Source organism: Aurantimonas sp. HBX-1, assembly GCF_021391535.1.
Taxonomy (GTDB): domain Bacteria; phylum Pseudomonadota; class Alphaproteobacteria; order Rhizobiales; family Rhizobiaceae; genus Aurantimonas.
In genome coordinates, this window is record NZ_CP090066.1 from 3,203,288 (window position 1) to 3,228,206 (window position 24,919).

Consider the following 24,919-nt stretch of genomic DNA (forward strand, 5'->3'; position numbering starts at 1 on the left):
CCATGAAGCTTGTCATCCTTGCCGGAGGCCTCGGCACCCGCATCGCCGAGGAGTCGGAGACCAAGCCGAAACCGATGGTGGAAGTCGGCGGTCGTCCGCTGCTCTGGCACATCATGAAGAGCTATGCCCATCACGGGATCACCGAATTCGTGATCTGCCTCGGCTACAAGGGCTACGTGATCAAGGAGTTCTTCATGAACTACCAGCGGCATCTCTCCGATGTCGAGATCAACCTGAAGGACGGCAGCCACCGCATCCTGCAGAGCCAGGCCGAGGACTGGAAGGTGACGCTGATCGACACCGGCGAGAACACCATGACCGGCGGTCGGCTGAAGCGCGTCGCGCCCTATGTCGGCGACGGCACGTTCTGCATGACCTATGGCGACGGGCTCGCCGACCTGGACATCACGGCCGAGCTCGCCTTCCATCGCAGCCACGGCAAGCTCGCGACCGTCGCCGCCGTCCAGCCGCCCGGCCGGTTCGGCGTGCTGGCGGTGGACGATTCCGGCCACGTCGCCTCGTTCCAGGAGAAGCCCAGCGACGAGATCGGCTGGATCAATGGCGGCTTCTTCGTCCTCGAGCCGAAGGTTCTCGACTATATCGCAGGAGACGCCACGTCCTTCGAGCAGGAGCCGCTGAAGACGCTGGCCAGCGACGGGCAGCTGTCGGCCTTCGAGCACACCGGCTTCTGGCAGCCCTGCGACACGCTGCGCGACAAGCGCGAGCTCGAGAAGCTCTGGGCCGCCGGCGCCCCCTGGCGCGTATGGGCCTGACGGCGGTGAACAACGAGATCGACCCAGCCGGCCCGCCCCTGCCGGCCCGACGCACGTCCCGGGTTCGGGCGGCGATCGGCTGGATCATCTCGATCGCCTGCATCGCCGTCATCGCCTACAATGTCGATTTCGACGGCGTGCTGGCAGCGCTCGGCTCGTTCGAGTGGCCGTTTCTTCTGATCGCCCTGGTCTCGCTGGCCGCCGGTTATACGATGCGTATCGCCCGCTGGGCGGTCATGCTGCGGGCCACGGGAACGCCGGTGACGATCCGCCAGTGCGCGGCGCCCTTCCTCGGCTCGATCGCGCTCAACAACGTCCTGCCGCTGCGGGCCGGCGACATCGTGCGGGCGACGATCTTTCCCGGCGCCATCGGCGTGCCGCGCGCGGCCGCCATCGGCTCCATCGTGATGGAACGGCTCGTCGACCTTTTGACACTGCTCCTGTGCCTGGCGATCGGCGCCGCATGGCTCGGTGCCGACCGCCTGCCCGACTGGCTGGCGAACGGGGCGATCCTGCTCGCCGTTGGCGGCATCGGGGTGATGTTCGCGATCCTCCTGTTCAGCGGCACGCTGGCGCAGTTGCTGTCGCGCATCGCCGCGACGCGGCCGCCGACGGCTTTCGCGACCCGCGTCCTCGTTGCCCTCGCCCAGTTGCTGGTCGGGTTCCGGCAGATGTCGGGCGCCCGGGTCCTCGTGCTGGTCTTCGGCCTGTCGATGCTGGCCTGGCTCGGCGAAGCCGGCGTCTATTGGGCGCTGTTGGTCGGCTTCGGGCTCGAGGCGCCTCTGCTGGCTGCCCTCATGGTGATGGCCTTCGTCACGCTTTCGACGCTGGTGCCATCCTCGCCGGGCTATGTCGGGCCGTTCCACCTGGCGGCCTTCGCGGCGATCACACTGCTCGGCGGGACGGAAGAGATCGCCACGAGCTACGCCGTGCTCGCCCATTTGATGGTATGGGTGCCGACGACGCTGGCCGGCGGCCTCGCCATGCTGCTCAGCCCTGAAATTTTCCGTGGCGCCGTGGCGCAAAGCGGCGCAACCGCCGCCTGATGATGACGAGTGATCCCATGACAGACAACGAATACGACGTCGCCGTGGTCGGCGCGGGCTTCACCGGGCTCGCCGCCGCCTATCGCCTCGCCAAGAAGGGGCTGAAGGTCCACGTAGTGGAAGCCGCCGACGACGCCGGCGGCCTTGCCGGAACGTTCGAATTCGCCGACGGCACCCGCATCGAGAAATTCTACCACCACTGGTTCAACAACGACGTCTACGTGCCGGAACTGGTGGCCGAGCTCGGCCACCAGGACGACATCATGGTCATGCCGTCGCGCAACGGCATGTATTTCAACGGTCGACTGTGGAACCTGACGACGCCGCTCGACCTCCTGAAGTTCACCGCCCTGCCCTTCTGGGACCGCATCCGGCTCGGCCTGATGGTCTTCCAGGTCCGCCGCATCAAGGACTGGAAGGAGATCGAGAACCTGTCGGTGCGCGAGTGGCTGGAGCCGATCGTCGGGCGCAACGTCTACAAGGTGGTGTGGGAGCCGCTGATCCAGTCGAAATTCTCCGTCCACGCCGAGAAGATCAGCGCGGTGTGGTTCTGGAAGAAGCTGGTGCTGCGCGGCAGCACGCGCGACAAGACCGGCGGCGAGCAGCTGGCCTATTTCAAGGGCGGCTTCGGCCGCCTCGCCGACATCATGGTCGAGGCGATCCGCGCCAAGGGCGGCACGGTCAGCTTCGGCACCCCGGTGATCGGCGTCGAGCGGGACGGCAAGCGCGTCACCGCGCTGACCACGCCGACCGGCAAGGTCTCCGCCGACCGCTATCTCTTTACCCCGGCCTTCCCGATCATCGCCGACATGTTCGAGGGCACCGGCGAAGACGAGTGGCTGCAGCGCATGCGCCGCGTCCGCTATCTCGGCAATATGTGCCTGGTGCTGCGGCTGAACCGCAGCCTGTCGGAGACCTACTGGCTCAACGTCAACGATCCGGGCTTCCCCTTCGTTGGCATCATCGAGCACACGAATTTCGACTCGCCCGAGAACTACAAGGGCTCGCACATCGCCTTCCTGTCGAAATACCTGCCGGTCGAAGACCCAATCTGGAATTACAGCGAAGACCAGTATGCCGACTTCGCCCTCGAGCATCTGAAGCGCATGTTCCCCGAGCTCGACCGGTCCTGGGTCCAGGAATACCGCATGTGGCGGTCCGAGTATGCCCAGCCGGTGACCGAGCGCGGCTATTCCACCTACGTCCCCGGCCGCGACACGCCGTTCGAGAACGTCATGATCTCGACCATGGCGCAGGTCTATCCGGAAGACCGTGGCACCAACTACGCCATCCGTGAGGGCAACCAGGTCGCCGAGACGATCGCGGCGGCGGCGGCGTGACGATCCGGTACGGCCATCATTCTCCGGTGAAGGAATAGCTGTCCATGTCTGAGACCCGGCAGGCTCTGGTCCACCTCGCGGCGCTTGCCGTCCTGGTGTTCCTTCTGGGCTTCGACATCTACTCGTTGAGCATCGATGTCGCGCACCATTTCATGCTCGTCGATTTCCTCGCCCATGAGGATCCAGCCACCCTTCCGGCATCGCCGTGGATGGAGAGCATGGCGATATACCCCCCCGGATCGCACTGGCTCGCGGCGGGGCTGGGAATGGTGATCGGCTCCAACTACGCAGCGATGTGGGTGCTGTGCATCGTCGCGATTTATGCCGGCTATTTCTTCCTCGGACGGATACTGCAGGGCGGGCGCGGCTATGTCGCCGTGGTGCTGTTCTTTCTCCTCTTCCTCCTGGCGCGCCCCGCCGGCGCGGTGCTTGGCAGGGAGATCGTCATCAATTTCTTCTATTCGCAGCTCATCTGCGCGGCATTCTTCTTCGCCATCCTCTTCGTCTGCGGCCGGATTGGCCGGCGCAACGAGCTGGCGGTCGCACTGGTTGGGCTCGCTGGCGCATCCTTCCTGATGTGGATGCACCTCCTGCCGGGCCTTTACCTGATCGGAGCGGTCGGGCTTTTCCTGCTCCTCGAGGCCGGGGACGATTTCCGCCAAGGCAAGCCTTATCTCAAGCGGCTTGCGGGCGTCGCCGTCTTTGGCATCGCCGGCGTTGCCGTCATCTTGCTCCATCCCTCCTTCGCGGCCATGCGAGAGATCTCGGCCAATAACGGCGCCTTGGAATTCCCGCTGAACCCCTGGCTGCTCTATGCCATCGCGCTGATCCTCGTCGCCGTGTCAGGCTGGTCGATCATCTGGAGCCAGCGCCACGAGCGCACGGCGTTCGACGAGATCCTGGTCGCGGCGGCGGTCGCCGCGGTGGCCTTGATGACGGTGCAGTTGCTGAGCCTGCTGATCCTGGGCGAAGGGTCTCCCTATGCGGTCAAGAAGCATCTCTTCCTGGTGATAACGCTGGCGCTGGCCTGCAGCGCACGGGCCCTCTCCGGCTTGCTTACAGCCGAAACGGCAGGTCGACAGACGAACCCTCTCCCGACGATCGCCATGGCTGCTGTCGCAACATGGCTCGTCTATCCGGAGCAATCGATCCTACCAATGCGCGGCGTCACAGTGCCGTTGGAATATGCGCAGCACGCCGTTCGCTATGGGTTTCCATCCTTCGAAGCCGGCAATACCGCGATGCTGGCGGAATCGGTCGATCCTGTCACACGCTACATGATCAATTCCGGTGTTTTCCGCGTACCGTTCCAGACGGCGTTGGCTCAGTTGTTCCACGACATCGGCCAGCCTTCGACAGCACCGGAATTTGCGTTCTTGGTTGAGGATCAGACGGTAACCGAGTTGGCTGGCTGCAATGAGAGATACGCCGAGACCAGCCGCTATGTGGTGGTAGCATCCGGCTGCGTCGGTTCTGCTGGCCCGGGCACGGTATTGTCACATCGAGACAACGCGATCGTGACTTTCGACGGCTGGTCAGTCCCTGAGGAAACGCATCGTTGGAGCGACGGGGACGAAAGCCGCATCACGCTACAACTGGCACCAGCCGCCGCCGATCAATGTCTCGCCCTGAACGGCTTTACCTTGGGACCGCAGAGGATAACCGCTTCCATTGGTGGCCGGATCGCTGCGGAAACCAGGCTGGAGGGCCGGGGAACGATGATGGTCCCGCTCGGCCGTGCGGAAGGACCAACGGAGGTCACACTGCGCTTCTCTGACCCGCACGTGCCCAGCGAGGCCGACAGCCGCATCCTTGCCTTCGCGGTGGAGACGATGGCGGTCGGACCCTGTCCCTGAACGTCCAGTCCGCAATGCTACATAAATGTTCTACGTCCGCGTGCAGTCTGTGAGGATCCAGGCGACGAGCTTTCTGCGCTGACCGGCGGTTGACGCCTTCAGGCGTCCCGGGCCGTCGCCTGAAACTAATCCCCGGTCGCCGCGCCTCGTTCACACTCTCCGCTCCGACGAGGCGCAGGAGACCGAGATGGACGAAACCGCACGGCTGAAACTTCCGCTGATCATGGCGGCGCAGGCCCAGAAGCATGTCACCCACAACGAGGCGCTGGCGATCGCCGACGCGCTGGTCCACCTCGCCGTGGCGAGCCGCGGCGCCGCTGAGCCGCCCTCCGCTCCCGCTGAGGGCGTCCGCTATCTCGTCGCCGCCGGCGCAAGCGGGGTTTGGGCCGGCCACGACGGCCAGATTGCCAGTCTCGACGGCGGCGCCTGGCGCTTCCATGCACCGGCGGAAGGCTGGCGCTGCTGGGTGGCGGACGAGGCATTGCTGCTGGTGCATGCCGATGGCGCCTGGCGGCCACTGAACGCTGGCGGAAACGGCGAAGCCCTGTCGGCGGTGCGGCTCGGCGTCAACACCGACGCCGACACGATCAATCGCCTGGCAGTCAAGTCCGACGCCGTTCTCCTGTCCCACGACGACGTGACGCCGGGCAGCGGCGACTTGCGCGTGACGCTGAACAAGGCGGGTGCAGCGGGTGATGCCGGCCTGGTGTTCCAGACCGGCTACACCAGCCGGGCCCTGGTCGGGCTCCTCGGCGACGACGACCTGACGGTGAAGGTTTCACCTGATGGGGTGAGCTATGCCCCTGTCCTGCATGCGCTCTCCTCTGGCGCCAAGGTTGCGATCCGGGGCAACGTCGATCCCGCGAAGTCGGCGCCGGTCCAGGTCGATGGCGCGGTACATGTCGCGGCCGATCATCTGGCCCTTGTCGCCAGCTCGACCAACTCGGTCTACCTGAATCTTGGCAACACGGCGCCGGGCGCCCACGGCGGCTTTACCTTCTTCGCATCAGGCGGCGGCCCCGCCCCCTCGGGTTCGTTCGGCATCTATGATCAGACTTACGCGTCCCGCCTGTTCGTATCGCCGGAGGGCAATCTGCTACCGGGGGTCGACAACGCGTTCTCGCTCGGCTCGGCCGGTGCGCGGTGGTCGGCCGTGTGGGCGGCCAACGGCACGATCCAGACCTCGGACGCCCGCGACAAGACCGACTGCCAGCAGCTGTCGCCGGGGCTCGCAACCGCGCTGCTGGAAGAGATCGACGCGATGCTGTTCCGGTGGTGCGAGGGCGGAACGCAGACTCTGGCACTGCCGGAGTCGGACGCGTCGGCGCCGCGCCCGGCAATGACCCAGCCGGAGCCCGGCAAGCGGCGGCATGCCGGCTTTCTGGCCCAGGAGGTTCGCGCGGCCCTCGCCCGGTCCGGCGAGGATTTCGGCGTCTGGGGACTGGCGAATGTCGCCGATCCGGAAAGCCGCCAGTGGATACGGCCGGACCAGCTGATCCCTGTGCTCTGGGCGGCTCTCAAGGAGACGCGGCGCGTCGTGGCGGGTCAGGGCGAAGCGCTCGCCGCCCTCCGGGCGAGCTTTGCATCCGGCGGCAGGCTGGAGGGAGAGTGACCTCCCGCCGGCCTTCCTGCGCAATTGCCTGACCCGCCGATTGCTGGCAGAAGATCACGCGTCAAAAAGGAGCAGATTGAATGAACGATGCCGCCCCGACCGCCGGAAAAGTCATGTCGGTCGACGAATTCTTTGCCGGCATCGACATGCAGATCCCCGACACGGCGGAATATCATCGGCTTTCAGGAGTGATACTGGATCATCCGCTGGTCGCACGGATGCAGGGACTCGATCCGTTCTCCGACGAGTATCGCGGACTGGCGATGCGGGTCTACTTCGAGGTCCGCGGCGGCGAGCACGCCGATTACCAACCGGAGCGCGACGAAGCCAGCGGCAGCGGGGCTGTTGCCAACATCTTCTCGGAGGTGTCGCCGTGGTCCTTCCGCGACACCAGCTTCATCGCCGAGATGCTGTTCAGCTGGGGCCACATTCTGCGGCTGATGGACACCACCGGCGCCGCGAATACCCGTGTTCTGGAATACGGCCCCGGCAGCGGTCAAATCCTGCTCACGCTGGCGCGCTCGGGTTGCGAGGCCCATGCCGTCGACATCGATGCGGCTTCGCTGGAGAGCGTCGCCGAACAGGCGCGGCTGATGGGCCTCACCGTCCACACGGAACGGGCGGTCTTCGGCGAGGGCTTCGAGGGTCAGGTTTTCGACTGCATCATCTTCTTCGAAGCCTTCCACCACGCCGCGGACTTCCAGGCCCTGTCCCGGCGGCTTCAGGAACGCCTGGCGCCCGGCGGCAAGGTGATCTTCTGCGGCGAGCCGATCGTCCCGCAGGCGGGCGGGCCGGTCCCCTACCCCTGGGGCCCACGGCTCGATGGCCTGTCGGCTTTCTGTATCCGCCGCTTTGGCTGGATGGAACTCGGCTTCACCCGGGAATTCTTTATCGAGATGCTGCGGGCGACCGGCTGGCAGGTGGAGTATTACCCGTTCCCGACCTGCAGCCGCGCCGATGCCTTCGTCGCGCGGGTCATGACCGACGCGGAGCGGCGCGGGCAGTTCGAAATCGACCTGCGCCGCGAGAACCCCGGCGTCCATCTGGCCCCGGACAAATGGGGCAGCTCGGAGACGACGCACCGCTGGACCGTCGCGCCGAAAGCCGAGATTCCGTTGCTGCAGCCGCGGAATGCCATTGTCGACCTCACCCTCACGGTCGCCAATTATCTGCCCGTCGAGAAACGGGTACGCATTTCCTGCGGGGACCGATCCACCGAAGTCGCCGTCTACCCCGGCGAGACACGTGACATCCCGCTGGCCGGCTGCCATGCGAACCGCCTGCTGATCGAAGCGGAGACGCATCAGGTCAGCGATGTGCTGCCCGGCTCGGCCGACGAGCGACAGCTGGGAATCGCCGTCCTGCGGCTGGTTGCGGTTCCCTCTGCGATAACCTCGGACGCGTGAGCATCGCGCCGGGCCGGCTCGTGGTGCTCTATCTCAGAGCGGAACCCTGAGACCGCCGTCCCACCAGGCGCAGCCTTCCTGCAGGACCGTGATATCGAGGCTCATTCCTTCCCCTAGACGCGCCTCCGGCGGAAGCCTGACCGGCAGGACGGCGGTCTCGCCCGGGATGACCACCAGCGGAATCGTCGCACGCGGCGGATTGCCGGCCAGCATCGTGCCGTCGGACGCGAGTACACGCGCGCCCACGGCGATCGGGAAGCGTCCGTCTCCTGCGCCCTGGCTGGACCAAACGTTTGGCGAAAGGTTCTTCAGCGCGACGACGATCGACAGTCCCTCCCCGTCCGGGCTTGGCGTCGCGCCCTCGACCAGCGACAGCGTGAACTGGCGTTCGTCCGTAGGAATCTCGCGCCGCATGGTGACTTGGCCGATTTCTGCGATCGTCCGATATGCCGGCCCCTCCGGCGGCTCGTAGGTCAGGTACCAGTTGTCGCCCAAAACGACCGCTTCGAGCTCGGCCACACTCTGCGACCAACTCGGCCACCCGGCATCGCCTCCCCTGGCGGGAAGATCGCCGGCCTTCCGGCGTTCCAGGAATCGCTCGAGCGCCTGATGCAGCGACGTCGAGGATCCGACATCGAAGAAATCGGCACCGGCGTCACCACCCACTTCCCGGAAGACGGGAATGTCGCTGGCGATAACCGGCTTGCCGAAATGCGCCGCCTCGACGATCGGCAGGCCAAACCCTTCCGCATGGGACGCGGCGACCAGCGCGTCGGCCTCGCCATAGAGCCGTACCAGCGTGGCGTCGTCCACGTGCTCGTGCCAGACCAGCCGGCTGCCGAGTTCAGGACTTTCGCGGATGCGGCGCAGCAGCGGCTCGACGCCCCATCCGGCCTTGCCGGCAATGACCAGACGGGCGTTCGACCCTTCCGCCCAAAGCTGCTCGAATGCATCGAGTGCGATGCGATGCCCCTTGCGCGGCTCCACCGTGCCGACCATCAGGAACACCGGCGCCGACCCCGTCACGCGGATGTCCTTGATCGGCGTCTGAAGATCGTCGTCGGCAAAATCGGCGCCCAGCCGCCAGTAGCCGATCTTCATCGGATGCGGATACTCGATCGCCCGCAGCAACGCGTGAAATTCGTCCGCGACGGCGCGGGAGATGCAGACGAAGCCGGTGGAATAGGTAAGCGCCGTTAGGATCCAGTTTCGGAAGTGCGTCGGCATGCCCGGCACGCAAAACCCAGGCATGCGCAGCGGGACTAGATCGTAGAGACAGGAATAAACCTCGGCACCGCGCAGTCGCGCTGCCAGGAAGAATCCCTGCTGCGCCTCGTGATGCAGCCAAGAGCTGTCGAGCATCAGGATCCTGTCGCCCGGACGCGGGCGCAGGCGTTCGGCAACGCTCTTGTTCGGTGGCGTTTCGAGCAGGCCGCGCGCATCATACCAGCCATCGGGCCCGTCGCAGTAGGAGAGCACATGCGGCATCGGTGCCGCATCGGGGTCCCAGTCCATCTTGCGGCAGATCTTGTTGACCACACGCTGTATGCCGGTCTTGTGATCGACCTGGATCGTCGAGGTGGCGTCTACGATCAGCCGCCCCGGTGCGACCACCGGCTCAGCCAGGGCGAAGGTGGTCGCCGCAAGATCGATGTCGGCTTCGCTTTGCCGCCATCGCTTCGCATGGATCGCCGGGGGCTGTTCCCCGGACGGCTTCGGCAACGCCTCGAGGCGCTCCCGCAGCGCCGCGACAGCGATTTCGGCGGTCCGCGCCCAGGTAAAGCGCTTTGCTCGCTCCTTGGCTGCCTCGACCGTCTCCGCTCTCAACGCATCGTCAGTCAGGACCCGTGTCATGACCGCGGCGAGTTCATCCGCCGAGGACGGGTCGAACAGGAGGCGGTCGTCCCCCACCACTTCCGGCAAGGCGCCGGCACGCGCCGCGACGACCGGGGTTCCGCACACCATGGCTTCCAGCGCCGTCAGGCCGAACCCTTCCATGAAGGACGGCTGCACCAATAGGCTGGCGCCGCGGTAGAGGCGGACGAGGTCAGTTTCGGATACGTGCCGGTGACAGATCAGCCGGTCCGCCGGCAGTCCGTTCGACCGCCATCTGTCCGTGACCTCGGCCAGCTGGAAGTCAGGATAGTCCCCGGCAACGACCAGACGGAACCGGTCGCGCAACGACGCGTCGAGCCGCGCGAAGGCATCAGGCAACAGTGCGACATTCTTTCGCCAGTCGAGACCGCCCACATAGAGCACGTAGGGATCGTGCCCGGTGTCGCTTCCCGCCGCCCTCTTTTCCTCGGCCAGCGTGCGGTTGAAGACATCCGAGATGCCTGCATAGATGTTCACCCCCGGAACGTCGCCGACAATGTCCTGCAGCTCCCGGAGCGAGAATTCCGAGATGCAGAGATTGAGGTCGAACGCGCTGTGCGCATCGAGCCTTCGGTCATAGGTCTCCCGGTGCGGCGGGGCGGCCAGATAGCGTTCAGGGAAGCGTCGGGGGATCGCGTCATAGAAGATTGAGGCGACGGGAACCGCGCTACCGGGCTGCTTCAGCAGCGGCACCGCCGGATCCCCCATCCCCTCGAACGGACTGGTCGCAACCGCGAAATCCGGCTGCAGCGCGTCGACGTGACGGGCTAGCGCCGCCTCGCTCAGGCGTCGGCTGGAAGTGTACCCGTCATGAACTTCACCATTGCAGCGCGCGCTGTGCCAGACATGGATGTTGTCGGGGCGAAACCAGGACCGGACCGATTCCCGAGCCGCAATCGCCGTTTCGGGCATCGCCGCATTGAACGAGATCATCATTTCGACGTCGCGATGGTTCTCCGCGATCGCCTTGATCAGTTCGATGGCGTAGCGGCCGATGCCGCGACGATTGCTGGCGGTCTGTAGGCACTGCCCGTCGAACCAGAGACGCATGTTATCGGACCAACTTGTTCGAGGCGAGCAGCTTCGCCCATTTCGCGACCATCGCCGGTTCGGGCTCCAGGAACCACTGGCCCTCGCCTGTCCACGGCCGATATGGCGCGCGCCTATCCGGCATCGCGCCAGCATAGCGTAAAAGCCGCTTCTGCAGCGGCGGAACGAACCCGGTCAGCCGGATCATCGCCCGCTTGGCGCGGGGTCGGTCTCGAAAGTACAGGACGCCTGATCGCAGCGCCCGTCCGGCCACCCGGTGCGGCCGCGAGCCCGGCTTCATCAGCAGCCAGGCAGATGACCCCTGGATGAACCACGACAGGCTCGATGCACGGCGCGTAGACTTGCCTGTGGCGCTCGCGGGCAATGCAGCTTCGAGCTCGGCGATCCTCCTGGCCTTTTCGGCAATTTCCACCGTGAGGACTTCGGCGACGCGCTCCATGGCGAAGGACGCCTTGTGGAAGGCCGCAACCTGCAGCGAGGAGGTCTCCTGCGCCTCAGCCAGCAGACGCTCCTGAATGGACAGTCGTTGGAACGTATCTGCCAGAACCCTTTGGGTTTCGGCCTCGCGGCCAGCGCTCTCCGCCGCCGCCGTGTCCAGCGCTTCCTGAAGCCTGTCGATTTCACCTCGCGCTCCGGCGATTTCCGCCTTGAGCACTTCGGCGAATGGGGCGGATCCTTTTCCGCTCAAGGCAAAATCATCGAAGATGTTCGGCCCTGGTCCGAAAGCGCCAGCCAAGTCTAGATGGTCTTCGCTGACGTAGAAGCGGTTGAGACCGTCGAAATAGACGAAGCGGTAGCCGAGCCCCTCGAGGTGGCCCTGCCAGGCCGCATGGGTCGGCTCGTCCGACGTTGGTTCCGTGCTCTCGACCATGACGATCCAGGGCCGCAGCAGGGATGGCGACCAGGTGTCGATGACCTCCTGCTCCATGCCTTCGACGTCGATCTTCAGCCAATGGATGTCCCGATCGCCGTAGCGGTCGAGAACCTCGCCGAGACGCATCGTCGGGACCTTCGTCTCTACCTCCTTCCAGCCTTTCGCACGGTGCCGCTCCGCGATCAGAGGATCGCCGGTGCTCAATCCCGTGCCCTCGATCTCGAAAAAGGTGATGGGCCCCGCCTGCGACGAGATGGCTGCCTGAATCACCTCCTCGTCGGGACGGGCGAGGCGCAATTTCTCGCTGTACTCCGCTGTCGGCTCGACATGGACCCCGCGCCAGCCGCGCTCGTGGAATAGGAGACTGACGGAGTCGATCTCCGGATCCTGGGCACCGACATCGATGTAGAAGCCGCTCTCGACGTGCTTCAGCGCACGCCAGAGGATCACGTCTTCAAAGTTCTGCGCGTGGGAGATCAACATCGGCCGACTTTTGATAAGAGAATTTTCCATTGAGAAATGTCGATCCGACAAAAAAAGTTTTATCCGCGTTTATGACATCGAATACGAGCGTGTTGTCTTGCCAATCGAAGTTTTTCAAAAGATGATTTTCAGAGGCCACAAGCGCCGGAGAAAACGAATATGATCCGGGTCCAATATTGCAATTAAAGTGAAGAGAAAATTCTATATTATCTCCAGCTTTAGTATCGGACAAAACCTGCCCAGTATACCACGTATTAGTTCCCCATACAACGTGTCCAGTTCTATCTCGAAGCAACCATCCCAGCACGAGCGTAGGAACATCTTTATTAACACGTGCCGTTATTTTTAGCACGAGCGCCTGACCAATGTACGCGGTCGAAACCGGCTGAAGTGAATTAGCATCCAGCAGCTCTATATGTGCTCCCTCCACCTCGAACGTACCGCTGCGCGTATGCAGCCAGCCGTCCTTGTTGCGGCGCTGCTCGATCGTCAACTTGTCGTTTTCCTTCGCGGCGACGAGCGCGTTGTAGTAATCCACGACCTCGTCAGGCGCGCCGTCCTTCAGCACCTTGCCGCTGTCGAGCAGGATGACGCGGTCGGCCAGCGTCCGCACGTCGCCCATCGAATGGGACACGATGACGATCGACGTTCCCTGCTCCCGGAACTGGCGGATGCGGTCGAAGCTCTTGTGCTGGAAGTAGCTGTCGCCGACGGACAGCACCTCGTCGACGATCAGGAGGTCGGGCCGCCGGGCCGTGGCGAGGGCGAAGGCCAGGCGCGCCTGCATGCCGCTCGAATACACCCGGAAGGGCTGGTCGAAAAACTCCCCGATCTCGGCGAAGCTCTCGATCTGCGGCATCAACGTCGCCAGCTCGGCCTGCGATATCCCCATCAGGCCGCCCGCGTGATAGGCATTTTCCCGCCCGGTGAACTCGGGATTGAAGCCGAGGCCAAGTTCGAGGATAGCGCTGACCGTCCCGGAGACCGCGACCGAACCGGTGCTGGGTCGCACGGTGCCGGTGATGAGCTTGAGCAGCGACGACTTGCCGGCGCCATTCTGGCCGATCAACGCCACCGACTCGCCCCGCAGTACCTGGAAGCTGATGTCGTTCACCGCCCAGAATTCCGCGGACGGTTTGATCCCTGCCCCGAACCAGTTGGCGAAGCGCTGCAGGTTCGAGGCGTAGGTCGTGTAGCGCTTGCCGACATTGACGACGTCGAGAAGAATATCGCTCATAGGGCATCCACCAGTTCGGGGCTGGCGCGCCGGAAGACCACGAATGCCACCGCCACGGCGGCGATGGCTGCCGCTGCCGGATAGATCAGGCTGACCGGGTCCGGCCAGAGATTGTGCAGCAAGGCGTTCTGATAGATCTGAACCAGCGGCACCATGGGATTCAGCTCGGCCACCCAGCGCAGGTTCTCCGGAACGACATTTGCGGGATAGACCACCGGGGTCAGCCAGAACCATAGCTGCAGCACCACCGACATGACCTGCGCGACGTCGCGGGAGAAGACGTTGAGCGTGCCGCACAACACGCCGATCCCGAATGCGAAGGCGGAAATCAGCACGATGCCCAGCGGCAGCACCAGGAGCGCGGCGCCGGGGAAATGGCCGAGAAAGGCGAAGACCACCAGGATGGCGGCGACCAGCAGCACGTGGTTGACCAGCGCGCTTCCCCAGACCACGACCGGCAGGCATAGCCTCGGAAACGCGATCTTCTTCATCGCCCCGGCCTGCTCGAGGAAGATCGTGATCGAGCGGTTGAGGATCTCGGAGAAGAGGCTCCAGGCGGCCATGCCGGAGAGCAGGTAGATCGCATAGGCCGAGTCGTTGTCGGTGTCGGGCAGGCGGGCGCCGAGAACCTCGGAGAGGACGATAGCGAAGATCAGCGCCTGCGCCAGCGGATGCAGCACGAACCACAGCGCCCCGAGCTTGGATCGGGCGAAACGGCCCTTCAGGTCGCTTCGGATCGAGGATGCGATGAAAAAGCGGTAACGCCAGAGACTAGTCAGCATGCGGCGTCCTTACATGAAGCACGTGGAGATCGGAAAGCATTTCGCGATCGCCCCCGAGGCTCGCGCCAGGGTCTCTTGAAATCAGATAGTGGTCTGCGCATGGCAGGATCAGCGTTGCCCGCGCCAGAATTCCAGGACGTCGCGGAGCGTGTCCTCGAACGCAATCTCAGGGCGCCAGCCGAGCACCTGCGTCGCGGCCTCAGGGTTGCCGACCGCTCGCGGGACGAGGTTGGGGCGCAGACGCTCCGGATCGACACGAACCTCGATCTCCATCCCCGACAGCTCGACCAGATGGTCCAGTATCTTGCCAATTCGCCACGCCCGGCCCGAGGCCAGGTTGTAGACGCTGGAGGGGCCGACCGGCACCGACGGGTCCAGTGCGGCGATGGCATAGGCCCGCACGACGTCCCGCGCATCGAGAAAGTCCCGTTCCGCCTCGAGATTGCCGACCGCGATCACGGGCGCCTGCTTGCCGGCGATGATATCGGCGATCTGCCGCGCGAACGCCGAGACGACATAGGCGTCCGCCTGCCCTGGCGCGGTATGGTTGAAGGGCCGGAAGCGAACCGATTTCAGGCCGTCATGCGCCATCTGCCCGATCATCAGGTCGGCGGCCGCCTTGGTTGCGCCGTAGACGCTGGCCGGCTGCAACGGCGCCGCTTCCGTCAGGGGTCCATCGGTCGACAGAAACGCATCGCCATAGGCCTCGGAACTGCCGACATTGATGAAGCGGGCCTCGGGCGCATGCCGCAACACCGCCTCCGCCACGTTCATAGCGCCCGTCAGGTTGACGTCCCAGGCCCGTCGCGGCGAACGATTGGCCTCGGCCGGCGCCGCCACCGCTGCCAGATGCACGACGGCCGTGGGCCGCGCCGCCTGCACGGCCCGCTCGACGGCTTCCCTGTCGCAGATGTCGACCGCCTCGCCTTCGCGAGCGCCGAAGACCGCTACGGGCGCCCCGTCCCCGTCAAACGCCGCGAGATGGCGGACGAGCAGCGTGCCGACGAACCCGCCAGCGCCGGTGACAAGGATTCGATGCTGATGAGCCATCACGAAATCGCTCGCCCCCGTGGAATTCGCGCGGTTGATCGATTACCCGCTTGACCGGTACCGGCCTCAGCGCTTCAGACGCTTGAGGTCGGCCTCGACCATCTCGATGATCATGTCCTCGAGCGAGATCTCCGCTTCCCAGCCGAAGGCGGCCTTGGCCTTGGCCGGGTTGCCGAGCAGCACGTCGACCTCGGCCGGACGGAACAAGGCAGGATCGATGATGAGATGATCGTCGATCGACAGGCCCGCGTGCTCGAAGGCGATGCGGCACATGTCGCGAACCGTCGTCGTACGGCCGGTGGCGATGACGTAGTCGTCCGCCTCGTCCTGCTGCAGCATCAGCCACATGGCCCGGACATAGTCCTTCGAATGGCCCCAGTCGCGCTTGGCGTCGATGTTGCCGAGGCGCAGCTCGCTGGCCAGGCCGAGCTTGATGCGGGCAACCGCGTCGGTGACCTTGCGGGTCACGAATTCGATCCCGCGCAGCGGCGACTCGTGGTTGAACAGGATGCCGCTGGAAGCGTGCATCCCGTAGCTTTCCCGATAGTTGACGGTCAGCCAGTGGCCGTAGAGCTTTGCCACGGCATAGGGCGAGCGCGGATAGAACGGCGTCGTCTCGCTCTGCATCGGCTCCTGGATGAGGCCGTACATCTCCGACGATGACGCCTGGTAAAAACGCGCTTCCGGGCGCTCCAGCCGCACGGCCTCGAGCATGTTGGTGACGCCGAGTCCGGTCACCTGACCGGTCAGGATCGGCTGCTGCCAGGAAGACTTGACGAAGGACTGGGCGCCGAGATTGTAGACTTCGTCCGGAACGACATCGCGCATCACCCGGATGATGCCCGAGAGATCGAGAAGGTTGCCGTCGAGGATCCGCACATCCTTGTCGATGCCGAGCCATTTCAGGCGCACGTCGTTGACGTCGGCCGTGCTCGAGCGCCGCACCAGACCGTAGACGTCATAGCCCTTTTCGAGCAGCAACTGCGACAGGTATGCCCCGTCCTGCCCGGTGATGCCGGTGATGAGCGCGCGCTTCGTCATAAGGTAAAACTCTCTTGCCAGTCGTGTGTGCCGTCGCGGGTCTCCTCCGGCGAAGGCTCGCTTTAACCATCCCTCCGGTTTCAGGCAAGAGACCGTCGACCTCGGCAACCCGCCTGTTGCAGGGTCGAAACTGCCCTGGATTCGTCCGCGCGACTTCGGCAAATGGAAATCGGCGTTACGGACGCCGCCTTGCCCACCAAGAGCAGCGCATCCGTAGGAGCGGGGATCGGCGGGTAGGCCGAGGCAATTCGGCAGTCCGCGCCGGCTCAGCGATGGTCGGAACCGATGAAAGCCGGACAACCCGGCGAAGCTCATCGAATGGTCAGCCAACAAACGAAAGCTGCCTGGTATCGCTTCCCATCGGCCTTTCCGATCGCCGACCAGGCTCTCTCCCACGGCGTAATTGTCTATGGAGACCTGTGATCTGCGCAATCGCCTCATCCAAATGGGCGCTGGTTGCCTATCGGTAAGCTGGAAATGCACCAGCGGGCTTTACTGGGATAAGCTCTGTGAGTATTAGGGGGTCTCCTCTGGAGGGCTCTCGATGGGAATATCGACGAAGGACGTGGTCGAAAATTATCGACTGGTGCTCGGGAAAGAACCCGCACCGAATGTGATTGCCTACTACGTCCAGGCCTTCGACAGCGTCCCGGCGCTGCGACGACGACTGGAATTTCTCGCCAAGCGCCAGATGCAGTTGCTCGCCGAATGGAATGCAGCCTCGCAGAACCGCCAGATCTCACAGGGTTGAAATGCTCGTGCCGCGTCTTCTGCCGAGATCGCGGAGACCCTCCGGGTCGAGAAACCCGACGGCCAAGATGATCTGCTCGTGACAGCAGCCTCAACCTTGGCGACGCTTGAGACCGCGCAAACTCACCCGCAACCGAAAATCGTAACTCGGCGCTCGTCGGGCCTACCCTGAGACGATGGCACGCATGCCCTCGATGAAGCGCTCCTCGGAAAATACCTCCGCCCGCGCCTCGCAGGCCCCGCGCATCGCAGCCGCCCGGGGCGCCGGCAGCCGGCGGACGGCCTCGGCGATGTCGGCCGGCTGAAAATCCGGCGGCAGCAGGATGCCGGTCTCGCCGTCGAGGATCGTCTCGCGCAAGCCGCCTTCCGCGACGCCGATCACCGGCTTGCCGGCGGCCATCGACTCCACGGGCGACATGCCGAAATCCTCCTCCACCGGCACGTAGATCGTGGCGATGGCCTCGCCAATCAGCCGGCGCAGCCGGTCTTCGTCCACCCAGCCGAGAAAGGTGATGTTGGGCGCATCCTTGGCGCGCCGGCGCAGGTTCTCCAGTTCGTCGCCGCCGGAGGCCACCACGAGCTGTTGGTCGGGCATCGTGCGGAAGGCATCGACGATGCGGTCGACGCGTTTCAGCCCGGCGAGACGGGCGGTCGACAGATAGTAGCCCTGCTGGCCGCCCCAGACGAAGCTCTTCGTGTCGCAGGGCGGGTAGACGACGATGCTGTCGCGGCCGAGGAACGAGCGGATGCGCTCCCGCACGGTTTCGGAATTGGCGACGATCGTGTCCATCCGGCCGACCGCCGCCTCGTAGCCGCGGCGGAACCGCGCGAGCCCGGCGCGTTTCAGCATGCCGGCCGGACCGCCGAGCATCGGCGCGAAATGCGCCCGCTGGTCGTAGAGGAAGCGCGGCGGCGTGTGGCAGTAGAAGATGTTCCGGCCGGGGCTACCGGCCCCGGGCGCCGCGAAGGGCGCCGCCACGCCGGAGAAAACCCGCGTGTCGTGGCGCGCCACGCGCCGGCGTTCCAGCGCGAAGCGCGCCGCGAGCGCCGCGGCCCGCAGGCCGGGGCGCCGCAATGCCATCGGCAGGTCGAGATCGCGGCTGCCAGCCGGGAACATGGCGTCGTCGTAGCTGTCGGCGCTGCGGTAGCCGTAGAGGAGATCCGCGCCGATGGCGTCCGCCAGCGTCAGGACGAGCCGCTCCCCGCCGCCCCGGATCGCGAAGTAATCGTGGACGACCAAAGGCGGGCCGGCTTTCTCGGGCAGTTTCAAGCTTCGGTGAATCCTGCTGGGCGACGTTCGGTCGGGTGATGACGGGCGACCGTATACAGGCGGAGCGGGAGAAGACCAAGAACCGGCAGGGCCCGGCCGTGGCGGCACCGGGATGGGTCGGGATGGGTCGGGCCCGCCGCGGGCCGTCTGCGCTGGTCGGTCAGGCAGGCGCGCCAGCCGGGCGGCGGCGCAGGAACGCCGCGAGCCCGGCCAGCAGCAGCGTGCCGAGGATCAGCAGCAGCGCAGCCGCGGCGACGGCGGGCGAGATGTTCTCGCGGATCGAGGAGAACATCTGGCGGGCGAGCGTCCGCTGGTTCGGCCCGGCGACGAACAGCGTCAGCACCACCTCGTCAAGCGAGGTAGCGAAGGCGAAGACCGCGCCGGTGACGACGCCCGGCATCGCCAGCGGCAGCGTGACGCGGCGAAACACCGTCGCGGGCGGGGCGCCGAGGCTCGCGGCGGCGCGCTCGGTGGTGCGGTCGATGCCCTGCAGCGCCGTGGAGACGCTGACGATGACGAAGGGCACGCACAGCACGGTGTGCGCGACGATGACGCCGAGATAGGTGCTGGAGAGCCCCATCCGGGCGAGCGATATCTGCAGCCCGACCCCCAGCACCACGGCGGGCACAACCATCGGCAGCAGGAAGATCGTGCGGACCACGTCGGGAAACGGGATAGCGCTGCCGCGCAGGGCCAGCGCCGCCAGCGTCCCGAGGACGACGGAAAGCACCGTCGCCCCCGAGCCGATGATCAGGCTGTTGACGATCGAGGCGCTCCATTGCGCCGACTGGCCAAGTTCCTGGATCCAGCGCAGCGAATAAGACTCGATCGGATAGTTCAGGAAGACGCTGTCGGTGAAGGCCAGCGGCAGGATGGCGACGATCGGCAGGATCAGGAAGGCCATCATCAGCGTCGCGAAGCCGGCCTGGAGGATCCGCAGCATGGCTCAGAGCCCCGTCGGCGCGCTGGCGCGCGAGAGGCGGCTGTAGACGAGATAGAGCACCGTGGTGATGGCGAGGAGGATCAGGCCGAGTGCGCCGGCCATGCCCCAGTTGGCGGTCTGCAGCGCGTAGAAGGCGATGATCGAGGAGATCATCTGGTCGTTCGGCCCGCCGATCAGCGCCGGGGTGATGTAGTAGCCGATCGCCACCATGAATACGAGCAGCGAGCCGGCCAGCAGCCCCGGCAGGCTGAGCGGCAGGAGGATGCGCCGGAACGCGGCGAACGGCGTCGCGCCCATCGAGGCGGCCGCCGGCATCAGGTTCTTCGGGATCGCCGCGACGACCGAGTAGATCGGCAGCACCATGAACGGCAGGAGGACGTGGGTCATGGCGATGACCACGCCGAGCCGGTTGAAGATCAGCGGCAGCGGGCCGTCGGTCAGGCCGAGCCACATCAGCGCGCCGTTGATCAAGCCCTCGTTCTGGAGAAGGATGAACCACGCCGCCGTCCGCACCAGCAGCGACGTCCACAGGGGCAGCAGCACGGCAAGCAGCATGAGGTTGCGCTTCCAGCCGCTCAGCGCTGCGGCGAGCATCGCATAGGGCAGCCCGATCAGCGCGCAGAGGGCGGTGATCGTGCCGGCGATGGCGAAGGTCCGCCAGATGATCAGCCGGTTGGCCGAGGTCGCCTCGGGCGCGGCGACGACATCGCCATCGGCGTTGCGCTCGAGATCGAGGGCGGCAAGCAGGTTGCGGTCGGTATACGGGGCGACGCTCAGCTGGATCGCCCGCCAGAAGCGCGGCTCGCCCCAGCGCTCGTCGACGGACAGGAGATCGAGCCTGTCGCCGGGCGCTGCATCCTGCGCCGCCTCTGCGGTCCGGCTCATCAGCGTCCTGAATCCCGACACCTGGCTGTTCAGGACGCGCACCGCGCCGCCGAGCACGGACCTTGGCGTGTCACGCAGATCGGCGACCAGCGCGTCCCGGACCGCCGCTTCCGGCATGCCCTCGCCGTCCCACTGGCCGATGGCGACCGATGTCTGCGGCAGCGCCCCGCCGATGGCGTCGTTGTGGACGGAGACGGCGACCATCGTCCACAGCGGCCAGATGAAGAACACGCCCAGAAACAGCGCCAGCGGCAGGATCAGGAGCGCGGCGCGCAGCCGCGCGTTGGCGAAGACCCCGCTCATGCGGCGAAGACCGAGCAATCCTCGGCCCGGAAGGCAATGGGCAGCCGCGTCCCGACGGGAAAGCTCTCGGCGCTGCGCTCGGCGCGGGCGACGAGCCGCAACGGACCCGCCGCGAGGTGAAACCGCAAATGGTCGCCCTGGTAGACGACATCCTCGACTTCCGCCTCCAGGACATTCTCGAAGCCCGGCTGCGGCCGCAGGCGGATGCGCTCCGGGCGCACCGACAGGACGATCGCCGACCCGGTCGGGGCGGAGGGCGCCGCCGCCGCGATGCGGTGGCCGCCGTCGACGACGACCTGGACAATCCGGCCGTCGGCCGCGCCGTCGATCCGGCCCTCGAGCAGGTTCGTCTCGCCGATGAACTGCGAGACGAAGCGGTTCTGCGGGCGGTCGTAGACCTCGCTCGCGGTGCCGATCTGGGCGATCTTGCCCTTGTCGAAGATCGCGATGCGATCCGACATGGTCAGCGCCTCCGACTGGTCGTGGGTCACGAACACGATGGTCAGGCCGAGCCGGCGGTGGAGTTCGCGGATCTCCAGCTGCATCGCCTCGCGCAGCTGCTTGTCGAGCGCGCCGAGCGGCTCGTCCATCAGGATGACCTTCGGCTCGAACACCAGCGCCCGGGTCAGGGCCACCCGCTGCTGCTGGCCGCCGGACAGCTGCGACGGCCGGCGTTCGGCCAGGTGCGCCAGATGCACGCGCTCCAGCGCCTCGGTGACGCGCCGGCTGACCTCCGGCTTCGCCACGCCGCGCATCTGCAGCGGAAAGGCGACGTTCTCAGCGACGCTCATATGCGGGAACAGCGCGTAATTCTGGAAGACCACGCCCATGCCGCGGCGGTGCGGCGGCAGTTCGTTGAGGCGCTGTCCGTCGAGGACGATCTTCCCGGCCGTCACCGTCTCGAAGCCGGCGAGCATCATCAGGATCGTGGTCTTGCCGGAGCCGGACGGGCCGAGCAGGCTGAGGAACTCGCCCTTGGCGACGTCGAGGTTCAATCCCTCGACCACGCTCAGCGGGCCGAAGCTCTTGGCGACGTCACGAAGCTCGATGAAGGCAGTCATGGTCCCTTTCGCATGGCGGTCAGCCGCGGCGCTAACAGGCGTCGCGGCTGTCGTCGTTCCGGAGAGCGGCTGCCTACTGCGCCAGCCAGGCGTTGAAGCGCTCGTTCAGGGCCTCGATGTTGTCGACCCAGAAGTCGCCGTCGAGCGCGATCGCACCCTCCAGATTGGCCGGCGCGGTCGGCAGCTGGGCGGCGACCTCCGGTGCCAGCTGCTCGCCGGCCTCCTTGTTGGTCAGGCCGTAGGCGATGTATTCGGGCAGCTTGGCCTGGTTCTCCGGCAGGCTGGCGAACTGGATGAAGTCGAACGCCGCATCCTTGTTGGGTGAACCCTTCAGGACCACCCAGGAGTCGACGGCATAGATCGAGCCCGGCCAGACGATCTGGAAGTTCTTGCCTTCGGCCTTGTTGATGCCGGCGAGGCGGCCGTTATAGGCCGTCGTCATCACCACCTCGCCCGACGCCAGAAGCTGGATCGGCTGCGCCCCGGCCTCCCACCAGACGATGTCGCCCTTGATCTCGTCGAGCTTGGCGAAGGCCCGGTCGACGCCTTCCGGCGTCCCAAGCACGTCGTAGACCTCCTCGGCCGGGACGCCGTCGGCCATCAGCGCGAATTCCAGCGAGTATTTCGGTCCGCGACGCAGGCCCCGCTTGCCGGGGAACTTCGTCGTGTCCCAGAAGTCGTTCCAGCTCGTCGGGGCCGTCGTCAGCTTGTCCGCGTCATAGGACAGGCCGGTCGTCCATACGATCGCGCCGACGCCGCATTCGTTGACCGCGGCATCGATGAACTTGTCCTCGCCGCCGAGCGCGCTCCAGTCGACCGGCTCGTACATGCCGTCGGCGCAGCCGAGCTCCAGCTCCTCGGTCTCGACCTGAACGACGTCCCAGTCGGCCGGCGGGGTCGCCATCTTGGCCGCGATGACGCCGTAGCCGCCGTCCCACGACACGTCGAGGACCGGCGCACCGAGCTTTTCGCTGAACGGCTTGAAGTAGATCTCGCGCTGCGCATCCTGATAGTTGCCGCCCCAGGAGACGACGGTGAGGTCGCGGGCCTGCGCCGCGGTCGCCCCGAACGCTACCGTCGCCAGAAGCGCTGCCGCGGCCTTGATCATTCCGGTTCTCATCATCGCAGGACCCCTTTTCGTTGAGCGAACCGGAACTCAATCACGATTCCGTTCCGATGACAGTCAGAAACGTTCTGTGGTGACTAAACTCACCAGCCCGATCAGTATGTCGGCGGGGTGATGGCGCTGACGATCCGCGCCGGCATGTCGCCTGCATTGCGGAAACGGTGCGGCGTCTGGCTGTCGAAATAATAGGCGTCGCCGGCCTGCAGCCGCCGCCGCTCGGCGCCGACGCTGATCTCGACGGTTCCCGCGACGACGACCCCCGCCTCCTGCGCGGCATGCGAGATCGCCTCTCCGGTATCGGCTCCCTCAGCGTAGGTCTCGCAAAGCATCAGGATCTGGCGGTTTGGGTGATTCATCCCGACAAGCCGGTAGGAGATGCCGTCAGAGCGGCCAATCTCCGGCAAATCCTCGTGGCGATAGAACGGCGAGTACGGCATCGAGGCGCTCATGCCGGCAAAGAACCCGGACAAGGTCGAGCCCATGGCCTCCAGCATAGCGCCCAGCGTGTCGACCGAAGGGCTCATCCTGTCCCGCTCGATCAGCGAGACGGATGAATGCGAGATGCCCGAGCGCGCCGCGAGTTCGCGCGTCGTCAGCTGACGGCGCCGACGCAATTCCCGCAGTCCCTGGCCGATGGCGGGCATGGCATTTCCTCCCGGCGATTCCGCGCCCGCGTGTTGCCCGCTCCGTGAGCGCGCCCGAAACATGGGCGCCGCGGCGAGCGCTGCTCATTATAGTAAGCACGATTCGGCGATGGCTTGCAGCCCCGGCGCGGTTCGGGACCTATCGGACCCCTGCCCCTGAGGAGAACGATGCGATGAGCCGCCCGACCCTGCCGACCGGCATCACCTTGCTGAAGGCCCCTGCCCGCGACGCCACGGGCGACAACGCCCCGGTGGAGGCGGTGGTGCGCGGGATCCTCGCCGATGTGGCGGCGACCGGCGACGATGCGCTGCGGCGCTACAGCCGGACGTTCGATGGGCTCGACGTGGCGACCTTCGAGGTCGATGCCAGGGAACGGCAGGCCGCGGTGGACGCGCTCGATCCGGCCGCACGTGACGACATGATGTTCGCCATCGAGCGGGTGCGCGATTTCGCCGAAGCCCAGCGGGCGACGATCCTGCCGCTGGAGGTCGAGCCGCTGCCGGGGCTGCATCTCGGCCACCGGGTCATCCCGATCCGCCGGATCGGCGCCTACGTCCCCGGCGGCCGCTATCCGCTGCTTTCCGCGCCGGTGATGACCATCGTCCCGGCGGTGGTCGCCGGCTGCTCGGAGATCGTCGCGTGCCTGCCGCCGACCGCGCATCCGGCGATGATCGCCGGCTGCCACCTCGCGGGCGCCACCCGCATCTTCCGGGTCGGCGGGGCGCAGGCGATCGCCGCGATGGCCTATGGCACCGAGAGCGTTCCGGCGGTCGACAAGATCGTCGGGCCGGGCAACGCCTACGTGAACGAGGCCAAGCGCCAGGTCTTCGGCCGGGTCGGGATCGACCAGCTGGCCGGGCCGAGCGAGATCTACGTGCTCGCCGACGCGACCGGCGACGCGGCGATGATCGCCACCGACCTCCTGGCGCAGGCCGAGCACGACGTGCGCACGCGCGTCGGCCTGATCACCACGGACGAAGCGCTCGGCGCCGCGGTCGCGGCCGAGGTCGATCGCCAGCTCGCCGATCTCTCGACCGCCGACGTGGCAGGCAGGGCCTGGGCGGATTACGGCGAGATCGCCATCGCCGCGGACGACGCGGCGATGATCGCCTATTCCGACGCGATCGCAGCCGAGCACCTGCAGGTCCATACGCGCGACCCGCATGCCACGGCGGCGCTGCTGTCGAACTACGGCTCGCTGTTCATCGGGCCACTCGCCAGCGTCGTCTATTCCGACAAATGCTGCGGCACCAACCACACGCTGCCGACGATGGCGGCGGGCCGCTATACTGGCGGGCTCTGGGTCGGATCGTACCTCAAGATCGCCACCCACCAGTGGCTGAGTCCCGAGGGCGTCGCGGCCGTCGCGCCGCATGCCATCGGCCAGAGCGCCCGCGAGGGCCTCGAAGGCCACCGCCGCGCCGCCGCGGCACGCGTGGCGTAGCGACCAGCTCGACGTCGCGGCGGGCACCATGTTCCACATTCGTGGGGGGACCGGTCGCTCGAGGGGA

At 66.1% G+C, this 24,919-nt stretch carries 20 protein-coding genes; 8 read left to right on the plus strand and 12 right to left on the minus strand.

The window, feature by feature from the left end; translation table 11 throughout:
* Nucleotides 1-2: 2 nt before the first annotated feature.
* From rfbF to LXB15_RS15280, 6 genes are all read left to right on the plus strand, one after another.
* Nucleotides 3-773, plus strand: coding sequence for a glucose-1-phosphate cytidylyltransferase (gene rfbF, locus LXB15_RS15255; RefSeq protein WP_233949253.1), 771 nt, complete (start codon nt 3-5; stop codon nt 771-773).
* Between the two features lie 5 nt (nt 774-778).
* Entirely contained in the window at nt 779-1,819 is a 1,041-nt protein-coding gene (locus LXB15_RS15260; RefSeq protein WP_233949254.1) for a lysylphosphatidylglycerol synthase transmembrane domain-containing protein, read from the plus strand.
* Nucleotides 1,820-1,836: 17 nt separating this feature from the next.
* The gene (locus LXB15_RS15265) at nt 1,837-3,159 is read left to right on the plus strand and encodes an NAD(P)/FAD-dependent oxidoreductase (RefSeq protein ID WP_233949255.1); all 1,323 of its coding nucleotides are present in this window, start codon (nt 1,837-1,839) and stop codon (nt 3,157-3,159) included.
* Nucleotides 3,160-3,203: 44 nt separating this feature from the next.
* Complete coding sequence (locus LXB15_RS15270; protein WP_233949256.1) at nt 3,204-5,015, plus strand: hypothetical protein; 1,812 nt, start codon at nt 3,204-3,206, stop codon at nt 5,013-5,015.
* A 187-nt stretch (nt 5,016-5,202) separates the two neighbouring features.
* On the plus strand, nt 5,203-6,627 hold the full coding sequence (locus LXB15_RS15275; RefSeq protein WP_233949257.1) for a DUF2793 domain-containing protein: 1,425 nt from the start codon (nt 5,203-5,205) through the stop codon (nt 6,625-6,627).
* Between the two features lie 263 nt (nt 6,628-6,890).
* A complete protein-coding gene (locus LXB15_RS15280; RefSeq protein ID WP_233949258.1) occupies nt 6,891-8,033 on the plus strand; it encodes a bifunctional 2-polyprenyl-6-hydroxyphenol methylase/3-demethylubiquinol 3-O-methyltransferase UbiG in 1,143 nt (380 codons plus the stop codon).
* Between the two features lie 33 nt (nt 8,034-8,066).
* Here the strand turns inward: LXB15_RS15280 and LXB15_RS15285 are convergent, their stop codons facing one another.
* The 6 genes from LXB15_RS15285 to LXB15_RS15310 form a co-directional block, all read right to left on the minus strand.
* A complete protein-coding gene (locus tag LXB15_RS15285; protein WP_233949259.1) occupies nt 8,067-10,958 on the minus strand; it encodes a glycosyltransferase family 1 protein in 2,892 nt (963 codons plus the stop codon).
* A gap of 1 nt (nt 10,959) precedes the next feature.
* Nucleotides 10,960-12,315: an FkbM family methyltransferase gene (locus tag LXB15_RS15290; RefSeq protein WP_233949260.1), complete on the minus strand. Its 1,356-nt coding sequence runs from the start codon at nt 12,313-12,315 to the stop codon at nt 10,960-10,962.
* Nucleotides 12,287-13,552: an ABC transporter ATP-binding protein gene (locus LXB15_RS15295; RefSeq protein ID WP_233949261.1), complete on the minus strand. Its 1,266-nt coding sequence runs from the start codon at nt 13,550-13,552 to the stop codon at nt 12,287-12,289. The genes LXB15_RS15290 and LXB15_RS15295 overlap by 29 nt, the downstream gene beginning before the upstream one ends.
* Nucleotides 13,549-14,334, minus strand: a complete 786-nt coding sequence (locus LXB15_RS15300) for an ABC transporter permease (protein ID WP_233949262.1) — start codon at nt 14,332-14,334, stop codon at nt 13,549-13,551. Before LXB15_RS15300 ends, LXB15_RS15295 begins: the two co-directional genes overlap by 4 nt.
* 108 nt (nt 14,335-14,442) lie before the next feature.
* Nucleotides 14,443-15,384 (minus strand): GDP-mannose 4,6-dehydratase, encoded by a 942-nt coding sequence (locus LXB15_RS15305; protein ID WP_233949263.1) that lies wholly within the window; start codon nt 15,382-15,384, stop codon nt 14,443-14,445.
* A gap of 66 nt (nt 15,385-15,450) precedes the next feature.
* Nucleotides 15,451-16,425, minus strand: coding sequence for a GDP-mannose 4,6-dehydratase (locus LXB15_RS15310; protein WP_233949264.1), 975 nt, complete (start codon nt 16,423-16,425; stop codon nt 15,451-15,453).
* A 544-nt stretch (nt 16,426-16,969) separates the two neighbouring features.
* Here LXB15_RS15310 and LXB15_RS15315 point away from each other — a divergent pair.
* Complete coding sequence (locus LXB15_RS15315; RefSeq protein WP_233949265.1) at nt 16,970-17,176, plus strand: hypothetical protein; 207 nt, start codon at nt 16,970-16,972, stop codon at nt 17,174-17,176.
* 162 nt (nt 17,177-17,338) lie between these two features.
* Here LXB15_RS15315 and LXB15_RS15320 read toward each other — a convergent pair whose 3' ends face one another.
* The 6 genes from LXB15_RS15320 to LXB15_RS15345 form a co-directional block, all read right to left on the minus strand.
* Entirely contained in the window at nt 17,339-18,445 is a 1,107-nt protein-coding gene (locus tag LXB15_RS15320) for a glycosyltransferase (protein ID WP_233949266.1), read from the minus strand.
* A 160-nt stretch (nt 18,446-18,605) separates the two neighbouring features.
* Nucleotides 18,606-19,388, minus strand: a complete 783-nt coding sequence (locus tag LXB15_RS15325) for an ABC transporter permease (protein ID WP_233949267.1) — start codon at nt 19,386-19,388, stop codon at nt 18,606-18,608.
* A 3-nt stretch (nt 19,389-19,391) separates the two neighbouring features.
* Nucleotides 19,392-20,576 carry an ABC transporter permease gene (locus LXB15_RS15330; RefSeq protein ID WP_233949268.1) on the minus strand — a complete coding sequence of 395 codons (1,185 nt, stop codon included), beginning with the start codon at nt 20,574-20,576 and terminating at the stop codon, nt 19,392-19,394.
* A complete protein-coding gene (locus LXB15_RS15335) occupies nt 20,573-21,637 on the minus strand; it encodes an ABC transporter ATP-binding protein (protein WP_233949269.1) in 1,065 nt (354 codons plus the stop codon). The genes LXB15_RS15330 and LXB15_RS15335 overlap by 4 nt, the downstream gene beginning before the upstream one ends.
* A gap of 73 nt (nt 21,638-21,710) precedes the next feature.
* Nucleotides 21,711-22,757 carry an ABC transporter substrate-binding protein gene (locus LXB15_RS15340; RefSeq protein ID WP_233953198.1) on the minus strand — a complete coding sequence of 349 codons (1,047 nt, stop codon included), beginning with the start codon at nt 22,755-22,757 and terminating at the stop codon, nt 21,711-21,713.
* A 101-nt stretch (nt 22,758-22,858) separates the two neighbouring features.
* Nucleotides 22,859-23,407, minus strand: coding sequence for a cupin domain-containing protein (locus LXB15_RS15345; RefSeq protein ID WP_233949270.1), 549 nt, complete (start codon nt 23,405-23,407; stop codon nt 22,859-22,861).
* Nucleotides 23,408-23,580: 173 nt separating this feature from the next.
* On the opposite strand from LXB15_RS15345, the gene hisD reads away from it, so the two are divergent.
* The gene (gene hisD, locus LXB15_RS15350) at nt 23,581-24,852 is read left to right on the plus strand and encodes a histidinol dehydrogenase (protein WP_233949271.1); all 1,272 of its coding nucleotides are present in this window, start codon (nt 23,581-23,583) and stop codon (nt 24,850-24,852) included.
* The last annotated feature ends 67 nt before the right edge of the window (nt 24,853-24,919 follow it).